This is a genomic window from Massilia sp. SYSU DXS3249, from assembly GCF_053668055.1.
Window position 1 is genome coordinate 52,138 of record NZ_JBSIPX010000002.1, and the last position, 18,966, is coordinate 71,103.

Here is an 18,966-nt window from a genome sequence, read left to right on the forward strand (position 1 = left end):
GGCAACCTCGCCGGGCCCGCACCACGGGAGGCGCTACCGCCACCGCACTTCCTGCGTGACCGAAAACAGGTATTGCACTTCCACCACCGTCCCCTCCGGAATACCCTTCGGCTGGGGAAAACGGCGCAGGGCGCGGTCGGCGACGTAACTCAGGGATTTCTCGAAGCCGCCGGCGACGCCGCGCGCCTTGCGGTCGCGCAGCGCGTCGCCATCGACCAGGCCGAGCAACTGAACCTCGTGCGTTTCGCCCTTCTGCAATTCGATGCGCGGGATATCGGCGCGGAAGCGCACGGTGACGTCGCCGCCGGCGCCGAATTCCAGCGCCAGGTCCGGATACTTCACCTCGGCCGCGATGGTCGACATCACGCCGACCAGGTAGTTGCAGATCGTGAGCCGCTCCTGCGGCCAGGCAGCCAGTTCCGCGACGAAGCGGTCAGGGTCGGCCGCAGCCTCGCGGCTCACCTCGCAGGACTTGAGCCGGGCGCCGCGTCCGCTCCGAGCCCACCACAGCGCGGCCGCGACATCGGCGCCGTTGGCGGGATCGGCATAGCCGGCGGCCAGGCGATCGGCGCCCTCGACGATACCGTTCTCGAATGCCTGCGCATAAAAGCCGACCGCCGTGTTCCAGTCCTGGCGCACGCACACGCCATTCTCGTACATGCTCCCTGCAAGCAGCATGATTTCGGGATACCCGTCGTTCAAGCCGCTCTTCAGGCGCTCCACGGCCACGTCGCACTTGCGGGCGCCGATCCAGTGGCGCACCGTGTTGGACGCCTCGCTACCGGCGCGGGTGCCCGACTCAGCCGCACCAGCGGGCAGGCAGAACAGGGAAGACAGCAAGCCCGCAAGTATGCTGCGGGAGGCGATGGAAGATGTAGTCAAGCAAACCTCAGATTGGGAAGTAAGGGCGCAGGCGCACCTGCCCTTGGGCGCGGGCCTGTCCCACCTTCCACGAACCGTCGGTCGCGTGCTGTCAGCCTGGATGGATGCCCGATGCCACAGCCTGTGATTCTACTATTGGCAAATGCATACTAGAAAAAATAAATGCTGGTATGCATCGGGAATCCGGCACCGGGCTCAGTCGGTCACCACATGCCACACGTCCTTGACCTTGTCGCCCTTGCGCTCGCCGGGCTTGGCGTCCTTGGCAAACAGGTAGAGCGGCTTGCCCTTGTAGGCCAGCTGTTTGGTGCCGTCGTCGCGCGTCACGGTCGAGTAAGGCGCGGCGACCCGCTCGCCGGTGACGGGTACCGGCGGCCAATTGACGGCGCACTCGGCGTTGCAGACGCTCTTGCCGGAGCCGGCGGTATCCTTGTCGAAGGTGTAGACCGTCATGCCGGCGGCGTCGACCAATACGCCGTTGATCATCTTCATGCCGGACTGGGCCAGCGCGCCGGAGGCGGCGAACACGAGCACGGCAGCACATACCGCACGAACAGGATGCATCGCTTTCATGGCAATCTCCCAAGGGAACGGTGAAATTCGAGTATAGGCCCGCTCTAGCGGCGCACGGCCTCGTCAAGGCAGGCAGCAGCATAGAAACAACAGTAGAGAGGCACGCCTGATATGCCGCATGCCGCAGGGGCGGCGCGGTATAATGCCGACCTTCTCAAGGGCTTTCATGACCTCCAAGATCCTGATCCTGAACGTGGACGATTACGACCAGGCGCGCTATATCAAAACGCGCCTGTTGCAGAATGCGGGCTTTCTCGTCGAGGAAGCGAGCAACGGCGTCGAGGCGCTGGAAATGGCGGCGCGGCTGCACCCCAGCCTGGTCCTGCTCGACGTGCGCCTGCCCGACATCGACGGGCGCGAAGTCTGCCGCCGCATCAAGGCCGACCCGGCCACCTGCAACATGAACGTCATCCAGACCTCGGCCGCCTTCATCACCGAACAGGATGTGCGCGACGGCCTCGCCAGCGGCGCCGACCGCTACATCACCGTCCCCTTCGAGCCGCAAGACCTGATCGCTGCCGTGCGCGCGGTGCTGCACTGATTTTCCGGCGTCCGCGCCGCTCGCTCGCGCCCTGCTGCCCTCAGCAAAAATCCCGGCTGCTGGTACTGAGTTTGCCCAGCAGGTGCGACATGTCCACCAGCCGCCTGGCCACCAGGTGGCGCACCTGTCCCTGGCTCTGCCAGATGCCGTAGACGCCGAGCAGGTGCGCGCCCAGCACCTCCTTGCGCTGCTTTTCGACCAGGTCCGGCCAGACGATCACGTTGACGTTGCCGGTCTCGTCTTCCAGCGTCACGAACAGCACGCCTTTCGCCGTGCCGGGGCGCTGGCGCACGGTGACGATGCCGCAGCCGCGCGCCAGCTGGCCGTCCTGGTATTCGTTCAGTACCGAGGCCGGCATGAAGCGCTGCGCCAGCAAGGCCTTGCGCAGGAGCGCGAGCGGATGGCGGCCCAGCGTGAGTCCCTGCGCGCGGTAGTCGCCGACGATCTCGTCGCCCTCGGAAGGCGCGGCCAGCGCCGGCATCTCCTCTACCAGGGAGGTCGGGCGCAGCAAGTCCTTGTCGGGCACCGCGCCCACCGCCTGCCACAGGGCTTCCCTGCGGTGGCCGGCGAGCGAGCGCAGGGCGTTGGCGCCGGCCAGCACCTGCAGGTCGCCGCGATCCAGGCCGGCCCTCCTCGCCAGGTCGGCCACGTTCTCGAAAGGCCGGATCGCGCGCGCGTCCTCGATACGCGCGGCCGCCTCCCGGCTCATGCCGCGCTGTAACGATAAGCCAAGCCGCACCGCGGGCTGGCGCGACCGGTCGTCGAGTTCTTCCAGCGTCGATTCCCAGCCGCTGATTGCAATGTCGACAGGGCGCACCTCGATGCCGTGGCGCTGCGCATCCTGCACCAGCTGCGATGGGCTGTAAAAACCCATCGGCTGGCTGTTGAGCAGCGCGCAGAGGAAGGCGGCCGGCTCGTGGCACTTGAGCCAGGAACTGGCGTAGGCCAGCAGGGCGAAGCTGGCCGCGTGCGACTCCGGAAAACCGTACTCTCCGAAGCCCTGGATCTGGCTGAAGATGGCCTCCGCGAATTCGAGCTGATAGCCGCGCTCGAGCATGCCGCGCACGATGCGGTCGTAGTAGTGTTCCAGTCCGCCTTTTCTCTTCCAGGCCGCCATCGCGCGCCGCAGCTGGTCCGCCTCGCCCGGCGTGAAACCGGCGCCGAGGATGGCCACCTGCATCACCTGCTCCTGGAAGATCGGCACCCCGAGCGTGCGTCCCAGCGCGGCCTTCATCTCCTCGCTCGGGTAGACCACCGGTTCCAGGCCCTGGCGCCGGCGCAGGTAGGGGTGCACCATGCCGCCCTGGATCGGGCCGGGACGCACCACCGCCACCTCGATCACGAGGTCGTAGAACACGCGCGGCTTCATCCGCGGCAGCATGCTCATTTGCGCGCGCGATTCGATCTGGAACACGCCCACCGTGTCGGCCGCGCAGATCATGTCGTAGGTCGCTTTGTCGTCTGGCGGGATGTCCTGCATCTCGAACAGATTCCCGTGGCGCAGGCTGACCAGCTCCAGCGCGCGGCGCAGCATCGACAGCATGCCCAGCGCCAGCACGTCGACCTTCATCAGGCCGAGCTCCTCGAGGTCGTTCTTGTCCCACTGGATCACGCTGCGGTCGGCCATGGTCGCGTTCTCGATCGGCACCAGGCGGGAGAGCTTGCCTTGCGCGATGACGAAGCCGCCGGGGTGCTGCGACAGGTGACGGGGGAAGTTCAGCAGCTGGGTGGCGAGGGTCGCCCACTGGCGCGACAGCGGCGCTTCCGGATCGAGGCCGGATTCCTGCAAGCGGTTCAGCAGGTCCGCCTTGCCGTCGAACCAGCGGTGGCTCTTGCAGACCTTCTCGATGATGCCGAGGTCGACGCCGAGTGCGCGGCCGCTGTCGCGCAGCGCGCTCTTCGGGCGGTAGCTGATGACGACCGCCGCCAGCGCGGCCCGGGTGCGGCCGTACTTGTTGTAGATGTACTGGATGACTTCTTCGCGGCGCTGGTGCTCGAAGTCGACGTCGATGTCGGGCGGTTCGTTGCGCTCCTTCGAAATGAATCGTTCGAACAGCAGATTCGCGCGCGCCGGGTCGACCTCGGTGATGCCGAGGCAGTAGCAGACGGCCGAATTGGCCGCCGAGCCGCGTCCCTGGCACAGGATGTTGTTCGAGCGCGCGAAGCGCACGATGTCGTACACGGTCAGGAAGTAATGCTCGTAGCCCATCTCGGCGATCAGCTGGAGCTCGTGCTCGACCTGGGCCTGCACCTTGGCCGGAATCCCTTCGCGGAAGCGGCGGTGCGCGCCGATATAGGTTTCGCTGCGCAGGAAGCTCGCTGCCGTCTGCCCCGGCGGCACGACCTCGTTCGGGTATTCGTAGCGCAGCTCGTCGAGCGAGAAAGTGCATAGCGAAGCGATACGCAGTGTCTCGTTCAGCGCCGCCTTCGAATAGATGTTCGCCAGGCGCAGGCGCGCGCGCAGGTGCTGCTCGGCGTTCTGCGCGAGGCCGTAGCCGCATTCGGCCACCGGCTTGTTCAGGCGCGTGGCGGTGAGCGTGTCCTGAAGGGGTTTGCGCGAGCGCACGTGCATCGTCACATGCCCGAGCGCGACGACCGGCAGCCGGTGCTGCAGGCCCACCTCCTCGATCGTGATCCGGTGCGCATCGTCGAAGGCCCGGTGCAGCAGCACCAGCCCGAGCCAGGCGCGGCCCGGGAACTGCGCCGCCATCCACGCGGCCTGCGCGTGCAGGCGGTCGACGTCCTTCGGTTCGTGGCCCGGATAGGCTGGCAGCAGGATCGCCAGGCAGCCGGGCATGCCCTTCAGGTGGGCGAGGTCTCCCTGCGGGTTGGCGATGTCGCCGGGCGTGAGGAAGTAGGTGCCCTTCTCGCTACGGGTGCGGCCGAGCGTGATGAATTCGGACAGGTTGCCGTAGCCGTTGCGGTTTTGCGCCAGCAGGACCAGCGACAGCGCCGGACTGCCGTCGGGCTGCTTCAGGTGGAAGTGGGCGCCGACAAGGAAAGGCAGCGCCGCCTTCTTCGCCTCGGCATGGGCGCGCACCACGCCGGCCAGCGAGCACTCGTCGGTCAGCGCCAGCGCCGAATACCCCAGCCGCACCGCCCGCTCCACCAGTTCCTCGGCATGCGAGGCGCCTTCGAGGAAGGAGAAATTCGACAGGCAGAACAACTCGGCATAATCAGGAAGATGCGCAGGCAGTCTATCGATCGGTGGCGGGGAGGAAGGCGGCATCGGCACGTTAAAATATGATCAGTTCATCAACTACTGTATAAAAACACAGTATAAGACCGACGAGATCAACTTATCAATCATTTCCATGCGGATACAAGAATTCACCTGTTTTGCTGGCGGTGCGGGCGGCGGCAATCCGGCGCTCGTCGTCGAGGATGGACCGCCCGGCCTCGAGGCGCGACTGGCCTTGGCGCGCGAGCGTGCGCTCACTTGCGTGTTTCTCGATCCGGCCGACGCGCCGGGCATCGCCGCCACGCTCGATTTCGTCTATCCGCACATGCGCAGCCCGCTCTGCCTGCACGCGACGCTGGCGGCGGCCAAGGTCCTGTTTGAACGGCAGGGAACGGCCGCGCCACTGGCGGTGACGACGGCCATGCGCGGCCAGCGCCTCGAACTGACGCAGCTTGGCGAGGACGTGTTCGCCGGGCTGGTGCGGCAGGAGGTGCCGCAGGTGGCGGTCGACCCCGGACTGGCGCAGCGCCTGCTGGCCGCGCCCCATCTTCAACTGGCCAGCGCGCCCTGCATCGCTTCGGTCGGCAGCCCCAAGCTGCTGCTCGAAGTGGCCGACCTGGACACCCTTTACCAGTTGACGCCTGATCTCCCCTCAATCGCCGCCTGGGGCCGGGAGCATGGCGTGAGCGGCTGCTATGCCTGGTGCCGGACGGGCGCAGGCGAATATGAGGGCCGCAATTTCAACCACCTCGACCCGGCGCTGGAAGACAGCGCCACCGGCGTCGCGGCCGGCTCGCTCACCGTCGCACTCGGGTACGGCCTGACGCTGCGGCAGGGACGGGCTGCCGGACGTGACTGCCTGATACGGACGGTGATCGCGGGCGATGCGGTGCGCGTCGGCGGGCGAGTAACCCAGGACTAGATGCTTGGCAAAAACTTGCTTGCCATAAGGGCAATATCGCTCGTACACTGGTTTTATTAGCGCTACGGCACGCTCAGATGCCGCAATTGAGAATGCAATGACACTGATAATTTTCTGGTTGGGCCTTGCCGTCGTTACCGCAATCGTGGCCTCATCAAAAGGTCGCTTTAGTTTCGGCTGGTTTTTCCTAGGCTGCATCTTCCCACTATTTGCACTCCTCCTAGTGGCACTAATGCCATCGATAAAAAAGTCCGACCCGCTTGCACCATCACCTGCCACTCATGTGCGCTGCCCCGACTGCCGCGAATTCGTCTACAAAGATGCATGCAAATGCAAGCACTGTGGCATTACCCTCGTCCCGCAAATCAACTAAGGCGCAACGGGTAACCGGATACATCGGAAAAGGGTCATTAATCACAATTGCGGCAAAAAACGAAAGAACGAAAGAAGATTAATTTGTACGGACCACGGCAAGATGATTCAACAGAACACGCATTACGACACTGTGATTAGGACTTTAAAATGAAGCTAAAATTTGAAAATCTGAGCGATCTCGCCGTGCAGGTCGCGTCAGCATCTTCTCGCGGCTATTCCTTAATTCAGCGCGAGATAAGCCAGGCCGGCGCGTCGGCTTTAGAGGCTAGAAATACTGTTCGGCACACAGTGTCAGAAGCAATTGACCAGATAGACACAGGTAAGGCTGCTGTCCGAGCCAAGGAATTGGCGCAGTCTGCTACGGCTGGAACCCAGAAATTGACGAGTCAGTTTGCAAATATCTCTCGAAAGGCAGATGCCAATCACAAAGAGGTAGCCGATGGGATCGAGACGGTATCGATGGGTCTCGGCATTACAGCCGGCGTCACGGCAGCAGGTGCTGCCATAGCCGCACCAACGGGACTCAGCGCAGTTGGAGTTGCACTTGGAGTAACAAGCGCACCTCTGATCGTTACGGCTGCACCAGTAATAGCAGCGGCTGCAACGACGGTCGGAGTAGTTTCTGGTGGTGCTTATTTTTACTCCAAGTGGCGGTCAAAAAACACTGATGAGTCCAAGGAAAAAATCATTTAGCAATAAGCGCCATTTAGTAATTGCAGTCTCTTAGTGCACATAGCTCGCTCCCTTCAACGGCACTTGCAGTCTTCAAGCTTGCTTGCACAGCTGGAGAAGCTGGATTCACACAGGGGCCGACTCGGGTATCAGGGTCCATCCAAGGGCGCCATGTGCAGGGGCGCCGCCTAAATCGTCCCGGGAGACGAAGTCCTGGTCGGCAAACGTACTGGTGACTGGGCATGCGTCTGGTATCACGATTGGGAAATACTTGGTGGCGGACGATAACGATGAGTGTGGCGGCGCGAATGTCCGGCACACCGGCGTCTACTTCAAATCGTAAAGCCTTTCACGCTGCCTCCATCTGGACGCCCGCCACGCATCCCGGTATAACGTTGCCACTTATCCATTCAACATCGAGGTGATTTTTTGAAGCGACCGACTTATCGAGGACTGCGTATCGCGTCAATCTGCCTGGCCGCATTCGGCTGGCACACCGCCCAGGCGGCCGACGTGATCATTACCGCCGACCGCCTGCTGGACGTGCGCGGCGGGCGGATGATCCAAAACCCGGAAATCCTCGTCCGCGACGGCAAGATCGTCAACGTCGTGCGCGCGGGCGATGCGGCGAAAAACGAGGCCGCCACGCGTATCGCCCTGCCCGGCATGACCCTGGTGCCGGGCCTGATCGACATGCACGTCCACCTCGATTCCGACCCCACCTACGGCGGCTACAGCTACCTCGAATACAACGACCGCTTCTGGTCGGCGCTGAGCGTGGTGCATGCCTCGCGCACCCTGGACGCGGGCTTCACCACGGTGCGCAACGTCGGCGCGCACGAATGGAACGACGTCGGGCTGAGCCAGGCTATTGCGGCCGGCAAGGTGCGCGGGCCGCGCATCATTCCCGCGGCCTGGTCTTTCGGGCCGACCGGCAGCCACTGCGACAGCACCTATTTCCCGCCCTCGATGAACGAGAAAGGGCCGTACAACGCCGACGGACCGGACGAAGTGCGCAAGTCGGTGCGCGAGCTGCGCAAGTACGGCGCCCAGGTCATCAAGGTCTGTGCCACCGGCGGCGTCTTCTCGCGCAATACCGAGCCTGGGCAGCAGCAGATGAACCTGGCCGAGCTGCGCGCGGCCGTCGACGAGGCCAGCCAGTGGGGCCTGCAGGTGGCGGCGCACGCGCATGGCGCGGCCGGCATCAAGGATGCGATCCGCGCCGGCGTCAACACCATCGAGCACGCCAGCCTGATCGACGACGAAGGCATCGCGCTGGCCAAGAAGCACGGCGCCTGGCTGTCGATGGACATCTATAACGGCGATTACACGGCGGCCGAGGGCAAGAAGAACGGCGTGCTGGAAGATAACCTGCGCAAGGACCGCGAAGTGACCGAAGTGCAGCGCCAGAACTTCAGACGCGCGCACGCGGCCGGGGCCAAGATGGTCTACGGGACCGACGCCGGCGTCCACCCGCACGGCAACAACGGCAAGCAGTTCGCAGTCATGGTCAAGTACGGCATGACCCCGCTGCAGGCCATCCAGAGCGCCACCATCAACGCCGCCGAAGCACTGGCGCGCAAGGACGTGGGCGTGGTCGAAGCGGGCCGCTATGCCGACATGGTGGCCGTGCAGGGCGACCCGACCCTCGATGTGCGCCTGCTCGAGGCCCCGGCGGTGGTGATCCAGAGCGGGGTCGTCGTCAAGCGCAACACGCCCTGAGCCTGCCCCGCCCTGCCGGGCGAATCAGGACCCGGTACGGGCGGCCTTCGCCAGGCGATCGGTGCGCTCGGGCACGGGCATCGGCCTGGGCGCCATGGCATCGAGCTGCTCGGGTGCGAACACGATGGTCTGGGCCTGGAAGGCCATGCCGATGCCTGCCGCTTCCAGCCGCTCGTAGATCGCCAGCAGCAGCGCTTCGCGGATGGCGAGGCTGACTTCGAAATCGGGCACGCCGATATACGAAAACACTTCGATATTGAAGGAGCGCTCGACGATTCTCCCCAGCCTCGCCCGGTAGCCTTGCTCGATATGCTCGTGATCGGCAAGCACCTGGAGAACGATCGCGAGCGCTTCCCTGAGCTTGGCGGAGGAGGTCCGGTAGTCCACCGCGATGACGGGGTTGAACAGGTAGCGGTCGCGCGCCGCGAAGTTCTCGATCTGGCGTGCCGACAGGTCGCCGTTCGGGATCGTGACCAGGGTCCGCTCGAGGGTGCGGATGCGGGTCGAGCGCATGCCGATGTCCTCCACCGTGCCGATCAGGTCCCCGACCCGGATGAAGTCGCCCACCTGGGCCGGGCGGTCGGCGATCACGGTGACGCTGCCGACCAGGTTTTCCACCGTCTTCTGCGCGCCCAGGGCCAGCGCGATACCGCCGATGCCGAGCGCCGCGATCCCCGTGGTCATGTCGATGCCGAAGGTGTCGAGGATGCCGATCAGGGAGAAGGCCAGCAGCAGGACCTTGACGGTGCGCCGCAACAGGGTGATGACGGAGACGACCTGGCGCCGCTGGCGCCGCTGCATGCGCGCGATCGCCAGTTCGGCGACCGCGTCGACCAGGCGCAGGCCGAACCAGACGAAGGCGATCACGGAGACGATGCCGGTATAGCGCAGCAGGGTCTGGCGCGCCACGATGGCGACCGGTAGCTGCTGGGCCCAGGGGAAGTACACGCCGACGGCGATGAGCAGGCTCAGTGGCGGCAGGGCCGCCTCGAAGAAGCGGAACAGTCCGTTCGCGGCGGGATCGGCCACCAGGCGCCGCATGATCGCCACCAGCAGCGCCGCCACGATCCACAGGCCGCCGAAAATCATCACGCCCAGCCCGACCAGCATCCCCCAGTCCTGCAGCGGTGCGCCGGCGACCACGAAACCATCCTCCTTGTCCTGTGCAGCCGGGGTGCCCCTGCTCGCCTGCGCGATCTGGCCGGCCGTGTCGCGCGAGATCCGCCACACCTGCTGGCCCTCCTCTTCGCTGCGGGTCAGCAGAACCGGCACCTTCTTGCCGGCGACGGTGATCTGGCCGACATTCTCCTGGTCGAGCGGCAGCTCGTCCTCGATGCTGCCGACGGCGTCGTTCGACATGACCGCATACGGCTTGAGCGAGCCGCCATTGTCCAGCAGGGCCTCGAAGTTGCGGGCCTGGGCCGCGGCGTTGACGCGCTGCCGGCTGCTGCCCAGCGGCAGGTCGAAATACTGGGCGGCGCGGTCGTAGTCGTGCTGGGCCAGGGCCGCGATCAGGCCGGACACCATCGTGCGCGGGGTCTCGCGGCCCAGGGGATCGGGCAGGACGGCCGGCTTGGCAGGAGCGGCTTCCTCCGGCGCGCCCAGCAGGTTGGCGCTTGCCGGCAAGGAAAATGCCAGGGCCAGCAGCAGGAGGATCAGGGATGTGAAGGAGGATAACCGGGTGCGCAACTTGTCTCCTTTGTCGGCGATCGGGTCCCGGCGCGGCAAGGGCGGCAATGCTGCAATGCGCCCCTGCACGACCAGGAGACCAACGAAGCGGCCGCGAGCGGGCCGCCACGAACAAGGAGCAGGAAAGCCGCCGCATCCAGCCGGGATGTGGTCGGATCGGGCAGCCGTACGCTTCGTGCGCGCGACGCTGCCCGGGGGCGGCGCAAGGAGCGCCGAACAGCAAAGTCTAGCATCCGGGCGGCCGCGCCACCGCACGCTTGCGGCCGCCGCCCGGCGCAGGGTTCAGCAATCGGGTCAGCACCCGCTCGGCTTCACCCGTTCCACTTCCAGCCCGAACAGCGGGCGCAGGCGCGTGCCGAGCACGTTGCCGGCGAAGGCGGCGACCAGCCACAGCCAGCCATGCAGGCTGCCCGACAGGATGCCGCTGAAGTAGGCGCCGATGTTGCAGCCGTAGGCCAGGCGCGCGCCGAAGCCGAGCAGCAGGCCGCCGACCACCGCCGCCACCAGCGAGCGCAGCGGCAGGCGCCAGACCGGCGCATAGCGGCCCGCGAGCGCCGCCGCCAGCATCGCGCCGAGCACGATGCCGATGTCCATCACCGAGGTCACGTCACGCGACACCGGCGCCGCCAACGCGGCGGCATTGGCCTTGGTCGACCAGTAGGCCCAGCTCGCGGTGTCGATGCCGACCAGCTGCGCCGCCTTGGCGCCCCACAGCGCGAAGGCCGAGGTCACGCCCCACGGCCGGCCCGACAGCGCCAGCGTGGCGAAATTGAGCAGCACCAGCGCGATGGCGCCGGCCGCCAGCGGCCACGGGCCGCGCAGCCACGGCGAGACCGGCGACGGCTGCACGGGCGCCGCGACCAGGCGGCCATGGCGGCGCTTTTCGACGACGACCGTGACGTACGCGATCAGCGCGAAGATGGCGACATTGAGCAGCAGCGCCGGCGCCAGGCCCAGGGTCTTGACGACGGAGATCGGCGCCAGCTGCGGCAGCGAAGTCCAGAACGGCATGTAAGCGGTGCCGATCAGCGAGCCGGCGATGAAGGCGATCAGCGTGACCACCATGCGCGTGCTGCCGCCGCCGACGGTATAGAGCGTGCCGGAGGCGCAGCCGCCGCCCAGCTGCATGCCGATGCCGAAGATGAAGGCGCCGACGATCACCGAGGTGCCGGCCGGCTGCACCAGGCCCGTGACGGGATTGCCGAACAGGGTGCCGCTGGCGAGTGCCGGGAAGAACAGCGCCACGCCGACGGCGAGCATCAGCATTTGCGCGCGCAGGCCGGCGCCGCGGCCATCGGCGATGAAGACGCGCCAGGCGGAGGTGAAGCCGAAGGCCGCGTGGTACAAGGTCAGGCCGAGCAGCGCGCCGACCACGAACAGGGTGGCGTGCTTGGCGCCGACGGTCTGTGCCAGGTACCAGGCGCCGAGCACGATGAGGAGCAGCGCGACGCCGAGCGGTTTCGGATTGATGTCGGCTTGGCGCGGCAGGGAGGGAGATGCCAGAGTAGTCATATAGCGCGGAGATGAAAGGTATAACCCGCTATTTTCGCGCTTTTTGGTGTTTCTTGCAGGCCGGGCGCTCGTTCCGGAGGCATATCGACGTGCTGCCGTGGCACCGCGTGGGCACAAGTGCCCACCCTACAAGGCCCGTCGTAGGGTGGACACTTGTGTCCACGCGTTTTACGTGTCCACGCCCGCCCGACCGCCGATTTCACCCCAACCGTTGCGTTTCCGTCACATGAGCTTGGGTAATTACACCATATTTGTTTAGCATGCACTTTTCACCATTGGAGAAGTTGCGTGTTCAAACAAAAACAATTGCGCCGTGCCGTGCTGCTCGCCCTCTACGGCGGCGGCGCCCTCGCCTTCGCGCCCGCGGCTGTCGCCCAGACCGCACCCCCCGACACCGCAGAAGCGACCGCCGTCCAGAGCGTGCACGTAGTTGGCACCCGGCGCACGGTCGCGGCATCCGCCACCGACACCCCGGTCCCGGTCGACATCATCCCGATGACCCGCCTGGCGGAACAGGGCAGCCAGTTCGACCTGGCGCAGACGCTGACCAACATCTCGCCCTCGTTCAACTCGACCCGCCAGAGCGGCGCGGACGGCGCGGACCTCGTTGACTCGGCTGCCCTGCGCGGCCTCGGCTCCGACCAGACCCTGGTGCTGGTGAACGGCAAGCGCCGCCACACGACGGCCCTGGTGAACCTGTTCGGCGCGCGCAACCGCGGCAACACCGGCACCGACATGAACGCGATCCCGCTGCTGGCAATCCGCAACGTGCAGGTGCTGCGCGACGGCGCGGCCGCCCAGTACGGCTCGGACGCGATCGCCGGCGTGATGAACATCGAACTCAAGAAAAGCCTGGGCTGCGAGGCGGTGGCGGGCTTCGGCCAGTACAAGGAAGGCGACGGCGAAAACTACCTCGCCTCGGCCTACTGCGGCGTGGCGCTGGCCGGCGGCACCTTCGGCGTGACCGGCGAATACCTCGACCGCGGCCGCTCGAACCGCGCCGAGGAAGGCAATCCGCGCATCATCGGCGACAGCAAGACCGAAAACCAAACCGTTTATATCAATGGCGATATCCCGGTCGGCGCGGGCCGCCTGTACATGACGGCTGGCGTGCAGCGCCGCGACGCCTCGTCGGCGGCCTTTGCGCGCGGCGGCGTCGGTTCCGACGACATCCCGTCGCGCAATTCGGCGGCGATGTACCCGAACGGCTTCGTCCCCTTCATCGACGGCGAACTCGACGACCGCTACGGCACCATCGGCTTCCGCACCAGCTTCGGCGACTGGAACGGCGACTTCTCGCAGACCTACGGCTACAACCGTCTCGACTACACGATCGCCAACACCCTGAACGCTTCGATCGCCAACCGCGACCTGGCAAACGGCGGGCCCGGCATCAGCGCCAGCTCCTTCGGCGCGGGCGGCTTCGCCTTCCGCCAGCTGACCACCAACGCCGACTTCAGCAAATACTACGGCGGCGTCTTCCAGGGCCTGAACGCGGCCTTCGGCTTCGAGCACCGCCGCGAGAACTACAAGATCTTCGCCGGCGAACCCGGTTCCTACATCGACGCCGACGGCGTCGGCGTGGGCGGCAATGCCGGCAGCCAGGGCTTCCCGGGCTTCCAGCCGGGCGACGCCACCGACCGCGACCGCCACAGCACGGCCGCCTACATCGACCTGGAAGCGGACATCACCGACCGTTTCAAGCTGCTCGGCGCCCTGCGCCACGAGCGCTTCTCGGACTTCGGCTCGACCACCGACGGCAAGCTCGCCGCGTCGTATAAGCTGGACGGCAACGTGCTGCTGCGCGGCTCGGCCAGCACCGGCTTCCGCGCCCCGTCGCTGCAACAGGTCTACTTCTCCTCGACCTTCACCGACTTCGTCAACGGCCAGCCGCTCGACGTGGTGCTGGCGCCGAACGGCGGCGCGGTCGCCACCGCGGCCGGCATCCCGCGCCTGACCGAAGAGAAATCGAAGAGCCTGACCCTGGGCGCGACCTGGACGCCGTCGCAGGCGACCTCGGTGACGGCCGACCTGTACCGCATCGACATCGACGACCGCATCGTGCTGTCGGGCCGCTTCGACGCCGAGAACTACCCGGCGCTCGGCGCCACGCTCGAATCGCTCGGCGTGGGCCAGGCCCAGTTCTTCGTCAACTCGATCGACACCCGCACCCAAGGCCTGGACGTGACGATGGCGCACCGCATGCCGGTGGCGGCCGGCCGCCTGAACACCTTCCTCGCGCTGAACTTCAGCAAGACCGAAGTCAAGGGCGTGCATGCGCCGAGCGCGCTGGCCGGCTTCGAGGACGTGCTGCTGTCCGAGCGCGAGCGCCTGTTCATCGAACAGGGCGGTCCGCGCCGCAAGGCCACGCTCGGCTTCGAGTACACGCAAGGGAAATTCGGCACCGACTTCCGCATCATCCACTTCGGTCCGCAGACCCTGGGCACCTTCTCGGGCCCGCCGGTGCCGAACGCGCACTACGAGGCGAAGACCTCGGCCGACCTGTCGTTCAGCTGGTCCTTCAGCGAGCGCACCAGGCTGACCGTGGGCGGCACCAACATCTTCGACGTGACCCCGACCGCGCAGGACCCGAACGAGACCGACAACGGCTTCAAGTACGAGAGCGTGCAGTTCGGCCTGAACGGCGCGGCGTATTTCGCGCGGCTCTGGCACAAGTTCTGACGTAGCGGAATCCGGGCGCCGCGGGCGGCGCCCAAGCTATTCGACCAAACCCGGCATGCAGCGCATGCCGGGTTTTCTTTTTGCGTGCGCGGTGCACGAATTGACAGAATTCATCGTGAAGCTAAAACCCTCGCTTCCTGTCGGCATCTTATAATCAGGAATTACCGAAGATACCGAAAGGGTTTCCATGCAGATCAGCAACAGCTCCTCGCAGCACTTAGCGGACGAGGCTGTCGCCATTCTGGAAAATATTTCGGATGGTTTTTTCTCGGTCGACAAGGAGGGCCGATTCCGCTACGTCAACCGGCAGGCGGAAACGATCCTTGACGTGCGCCGTGCAGACATCCTCGGAAGGAAGATGGACGAGGCCTACCCCGGCCTGCCCGGGACCGCATTCGAAACCGCCTACATCAAGGCGATCCGGGAAAAGGTCGCGACCGAAGTCACCGCTCGCTATCCCGAGCACGACAAATGGTACGAGGTGCGGATCAGCCCGGTCGCGTCCGGCCTGACCTTCTATTTCCGCGACGTGACGGCCGCAGTGAAGACCGAACAGGCGCTGCGCGAAAGCGAACGCCGTTTTCGCATGATGGCGGACTCCATCCCGCAGATCGTCTGGATCGTCGAAGCCTCCGGCCAGGCCGTGTACTTCAACCGCGTCTGGGAAGACTACACAGGGGTCGCGATCGATACCGGGACGCCTGCCGACGTCGCGAGCCAGTTCGTCCATCCCGACGACGGCCCCGCCACGATGGCGGCATGGCGCGAGGCCTACGAGCACGGTGGCAGTTTCCGTGTCGAACACCGGATCCGCTCAAAGGCGGGCGACTACCGCTGGTTCCTGGTGCTGGCCGATCCGTACCGGAACGCGGCCGGCGAACTCGAACGCTGGTTCGGCACCTCGACCGACATCCACGAGCAGAAGCTGGCCAAGATGGCGCTGGAAGCGGCGGAGCGGCGCCAGTCCTTCCAGCTGGCTCTGGCCGACCGCATCCGCCCCCTGGCCGACCCGGAGGAAGTCACCGCCGCTGCCTGCGAGCTGCTCGGGCGCTACCTGGGCGGCAAGCGCGTTGTCTACGGCGAAGCCGACGACACCGGGGCGCACCTGAACCTGAAGCGCGACTGGACCGACGGCAGCCTGGCCTCGATGAGCGGCATGCAGCTGGTGCTCGACGACTTCGGCGCAGCCGTGGCCGACATCGTCCGCGCCGGCCGCAACATCGTGATGGGCGATATCCTGGCCGACGCCGACGCCGCTCCGCATACGGCGGCCTACACAGCCACGGGCATCCGCGCCGCGCTGGCGATCCCGCTCGTCAAGCAAGGGCGTCTGCGGGCGATATTGAACGTGCACGACGGCGAAGTTCATCCGTGGACGCTTGAGCAGATTGCCATGGCCGAAGACATGGTCGACCGTACCTGGGCCGCGGTGGAGAGCGCGCGCGCCCAGGCCGAGCTGCGCGCCGAGCGTGACCAGAGCCAGCAAATCTTCGACGGCATGGCCGAAGGCTTCGCCCTGCTCGACAGCGACTGGACGATCCTGCAGGTGAACGAGATGGGCAGCCGGATGTCGCACCAGGCCCGCGCCGACCTGCTGGGCCGCAGGCTGTGGTCGGCCGTGCCCCACCTGGCCGACGGCCCCGTGGAAACCCTCTACCGGCGCGTGCAATCGCGCCAGCTGGCGGAAACCCTGGAATACAACGAGCCCCTGCCTCCCGGCGCGCCGGCCTGGCGCGAAGTCCGTGCCTATCCGCTGCCCGAAGGCCGGCTGGCCGTGTTTTTCCGCGACATCGGCGAACGCAAGGCGGCCGAGGACAAGCTGCGCGACGCCGACCGCCGCAAGGACGAATTCCTTGCCATGCTGGCGCACGAGCTGCGCAACCCGCTGGCGCCGATCGGCGCCGCCGCGCACCTGCTGCGCCTGGGCCGGCTCGACGAGAACCGCGTGCGCCACACCAGCGAGATCATCGGGCGGCAGGTCGACCACATGACCCACCTGATCAACGACCTGCTCGACGTCTCGCGCGTCACGCGCGGCCTGGTGGAACTGGACAATACCCCGCTCGACATCCGCGACGTCGTCCATGACGCGATCGAGCAGGTGGCGCCGCTGGTCCAGGCCAGGGGCCACCAGCTGCTGTCGCACACGCCGCCGGAGCCGACGCTCGTCATGGGCGACAAGAAGCGGCTGGTGCAGGTCCTCACGAACATCCTCAACAACGCGGCCAAATACACGCCCGAAGGCGGCGAGATCACGCTCGCCGCCGACGTGCGCGCCGGCCAGGTGCTGATCGAGGTGGCCGACAACGGCATCGGCATGACGCCCGACCTGGCCGCGCACGCCTTCGACCTGTTCGCCCAGGCCGAGCGCAGTTCGGACCGTTCCGCCGGAGGACTGGGCCTCGGGCTGGCGCTCGTCAAGAGCCTGGTCGAGCTGCATGGCGGCAGCGTCACCTGCGACAGCGCGGGCCTGGACCAGGGTAGCCGCTTCAGCGTCTGCCTGCCGCGCCTACTCTCGGCATTGGCGACCGGGAAGCCGGGCGCCAATGCTGGCTTAACACAACCGGGCGGCGCCGCACTGCACGTGCTGGTGGTCGACGATAACGTCGACGCCGCCGCGATGCTGGCCCTGGTGCTGGAAAACCTGGGCCACCGGGTCACGGTCGCGCACGACGCGCACGACGCGCTGGCGCACGCACGCACCGATCCGCCCGAGGCCTGCATACTCGACATCGGCCTGCCCGGGATCGACGGCAACGAACTGGCGCAGCGCCTGCATGCGCAGCCGGAAACGGCCGCCACCGTCCTGATCGCCGTGACCGGCTACGGACACGAAAGCGACCGCCGCCAGTCGCTCGCCGCCGGCTTCGCGCACCACCTGGTGAAGCCGGCCGACACGGGGCGGCTTGCCGCCATCCTGGCGGACATCGGCCACGCGTGAGCACGGCGAGTTCTGGCACGCTTCGGAAAACGCTTATTTCGCGCTCCGTCTGTTCGTGTAAAATCTTTGTAGTCAGATGGACAATTCAACCAAAGGATGACCGACATGAAGCTTTTCTCCACCAAATCGCTCGCCATCGCCTTCGCGGCCTCGGTCGTTTCGATGAGCGCCCTGGCCCAGAACTGGCCGACCAAGAACGTGACGGTCGTGGTGCCATGGCCACCGGGCGGCCCGTCGGACATCGCGGCGCGCCCATGGGCCAAGCAGCTGACCGAATCCCTCGGCAAGTCCTTCGTCATCGATAACCGCGCCGGCGGCGGCGGCAACATCGGCACGGCAGCCGTGACCCGCGCCCAGCCGGACGGCCACACCCTGCTCATCACCTCGAGCGCGCCGATCGTCATCAACCCGAGCGTCTACAAGAACATGAGCTTCGATCCGCTGAAGGATCTCGCCCCGATCAGCAACCTGCTGCGCGTGCCGCTGGTGCTGGTGGCCCACCCTTCGGTGCCGGCGAAAAACCTGAAGGAGCTGATCGCCCACATCCAGTCGAAGAAGGGCGATTTCTCGTACGCGTCCTCGGGCCCGGGCACCCCGCAGCACCTGACCGGCGAACTGTTCAACAGCGTGCAGAAGCTGAACATGACGCACGTGCCGTACAAGGGCTCGGCGCCGGCGATTTCCGACCTGCTGGGCGGCCACATCCCGATGATGTTCGACAGCACCATCGCCATCATGCCGCACATTAAGAGCGGCAAGGTGCGCCCGATCGCCATCTCCAGCGCCAAGCGCTCGCCGCTGCTGCCGGACGTGCCGACCTTCGCCGAACTGGGCATTCCGGCCGTCGAATCCTACGCCTGGTACGGCCTGTTCGCCCCGGCCAAGACCCCGGCGCCGGTAATCGCCAAGATCAACGCCGAAACCGTCAAGTTCATGAAGTCGCCGGAATTCGAGAAGATCCGCGCCGAGACCGGTTCGGACTACGTCGCCGACACCCCGGCCAACTTCACCAAGTTCGTCCAGGCCGAATCGGCCAAGTGGTCGAAGGTGGCGAAGCAGAGCGGCGCGACGGTCGATTAAGACGCGCATCGCAGGATGAAAAAGGACTGGCTTGCCAGTCCTTTTTTTATGCGCTCCCGGAGCGTTTTAAGGAAGATGCAGGGACGTAGGGTGGGCTCTCGAGCCCACGCGGTCGTATCCCAGCATTCCACGACATGGCCGGCGATAGCCCTGGCTGGTCAAAGCACGGGCTCCTGGCGGCCGAGCCAACACAG

The 18,966-nt window shown here is 66.1% G+C and carries 12 protein-coding genes; 7 read left to right on the plus strand and 5 right to left on the minus strand.

Going from position 1 to position 18,966, the window contains the following annotated elements; all coding sequences use genetic code 11:
• Positions 1–33: 33 nt before the first annotated feature.
• Together ACWCIA_RS02510 and ACWCIA_RS02515 are read right to left on the minus strand one after the other, a co-directional pair.
• Positions 34–882: a hypothetical protein gene (locus ACWCIA_RS02510; protein ID WP_454160674.1), complete on the minus strand. Its 849-nt coding sequence runs from the start codon at positions 880–882 to the stop codon at positions 34–36.
• Between the two features lie 195 nt (positions 883–1,077).
• Positions 1,078–1,455 carry a COG4315 family predicted lipoprotein gene (locus ACWCIA_RS02515; RefSeq protein WP_454160675.1) on the minus strand — a complete coding sequence of 126 codons (378 nt, stop codon included), beginning with the start codon at positions 1,453–1,455 and terminating at the stop codon, positions 1,078–1,080.
• Positions 1,456–1,621: 166 nt separating this feature from the next.
• Between ACWCIA_RS02515 and ACWCIA_RS02520 the strand changes: the two genes are divergently transcribed.
• Complete coding sequence (locus ACWCIA_RS02520) at positions 1,622–1,996, plus strand: response regulator (RefSeq protein ID WP_454160677.1); 375 nt, start codon at positions 1,622–1,624, stop codon at positions 1,994–1,996.
• 40 nt (positions 1,997–2,036) lie between these two features.
• Here the strand turns inward: ACWCIA_RS02520 and ACWCIA_RS02525 are convergent, their stop codons facing one another.
• The gene (locus ACWCIA_RS02525) at positions 2,037–5,225 is read right to left on the minus strand and encodes an error-prone DNA polymerase (protein ID WP_454160679.1); all 3,189 of its coding nucleotides are present in this window, start codon (positions 5,223–5,225) and stop codon (positions 2,037–2,039) included.
• A gap of 85 nt (positions 5,226–5,310) precedes the next feature.
• On the opposite strand from ACWCIA_RS02525, the gene ACWCIA_RS02530 reads away from it, so the two are divergent.
• From ACWCIA_RS02530 to ACWCIA_RS02540, 3 genes are all read left to right on the plus strand, one after another.
• Entirely contained in the window at positions 5,311–6,099 is a 789-nt protein-coding gene (locus ACWCIA_RS02530; protein WP_454160681.1) for a PhzF family phenazine biosynthesis protein, read from the plus strand.
• A 522-nt stretch (positions 6,100–6,621) separates the two neighbouring features.
• The gene (locus ACWCIA_RS02535) at positions 6,622–7,167 is read left to right on the plus strand and encodes a hypothetical protein (RefSeq protein WP_454160683.1); all 546 of its coding nucleotides are present in this window, start codon (positions 6,622–6,624) and stop codon (positions 7,165–7,167) included.
• Positions 7,168–7,575: 408 nt separating this feature from the next.
• On the plus strand, positions 7,576–8,868 hold the full coding sequence (locus tag ACWCIA_RS02540; RefSeq protein ID WP_454160685.1) for a Xaa-Pro dipeptidase: 1,293 nt from the start codon (positions 7,576–7,578) through the stop codon (positions 8,866–8,868).
• A gap of 24 nt (positions 8,869–8,892) precedes the next feature.
• Here ACWCIA_RS02540 and ACWCIA_RS02545 read toward each other — a convergent pair whose 3' ends face one another.
• Complete coding sequence (locus ACWCIA_RS02545; RefSeq protein WP_454160687.1) at positions 8,893–10,557, minus strand: mechanosensitive ion channel family protein; 1,665 nt, start codon at positions 10,555–10,557, stop codon at positions 8,893–8,895.
• 294 nt (positions 10,558–10,851) lie between these two features.
• Positions 10,852–12,069, minus strand: a complete 1,218-nt coding sequence (locus ACWCIA_RS02550; protein ID WP_454160689.1) for a YeeE/YedE family protein — start codon at positions 12,067–12,069, stop codon at positions 10,852–10,854.
• 288 nt (positions 12,070–12,357) lie between these two features.
• On the opposite strand from ACWCIA_RS02550, the gene ACWCIA_RS02555 reads away from it, so the two are divergent.
• From ACWCIA_RS02555 to ACWCIA_RS02565, 3 genes are all read left to right on the plus strand, one after another.
• Positions 12,358–14,751 carry a TonB-dependent receptor plug domain-containing protein gene (locus tag ACWCIA_RS02555; RefSeq protein WP_454160690.1) on the plus strand — a complete coding sequence of 798 codons (2,394 nt, stop codon included), beginning with the start codon at positions 12,358–12,360 and terminating at the stop codon, positions 14,749–14,751.
• A gap of 187 nt (positions 14,752–14,938) precedes the next feature.
• Entirely contained in the window at positions 14,939–17,692 is a 2,754-nt protein-coding gene (locus tag ACWCIA_RS02560) for a PAS domain-containing protein (protein ID WP_454160692.1), read from the plus strand.
• Positions 17,693–17,797: 105 nt separating this feature from the next.
• Entirely contained in the window at positions 17,798–18,772 is a 975-nt protein-coding gene (locus ACWCIA_RS02565; protein WP_454160694.1) for a Bug family tripartite tricarboxylate transporter substrate binding protein, read from the plus strand.
• The last annotated feature ends 194 nt before the right edge of the window (positions 18,773–18,966 follow it).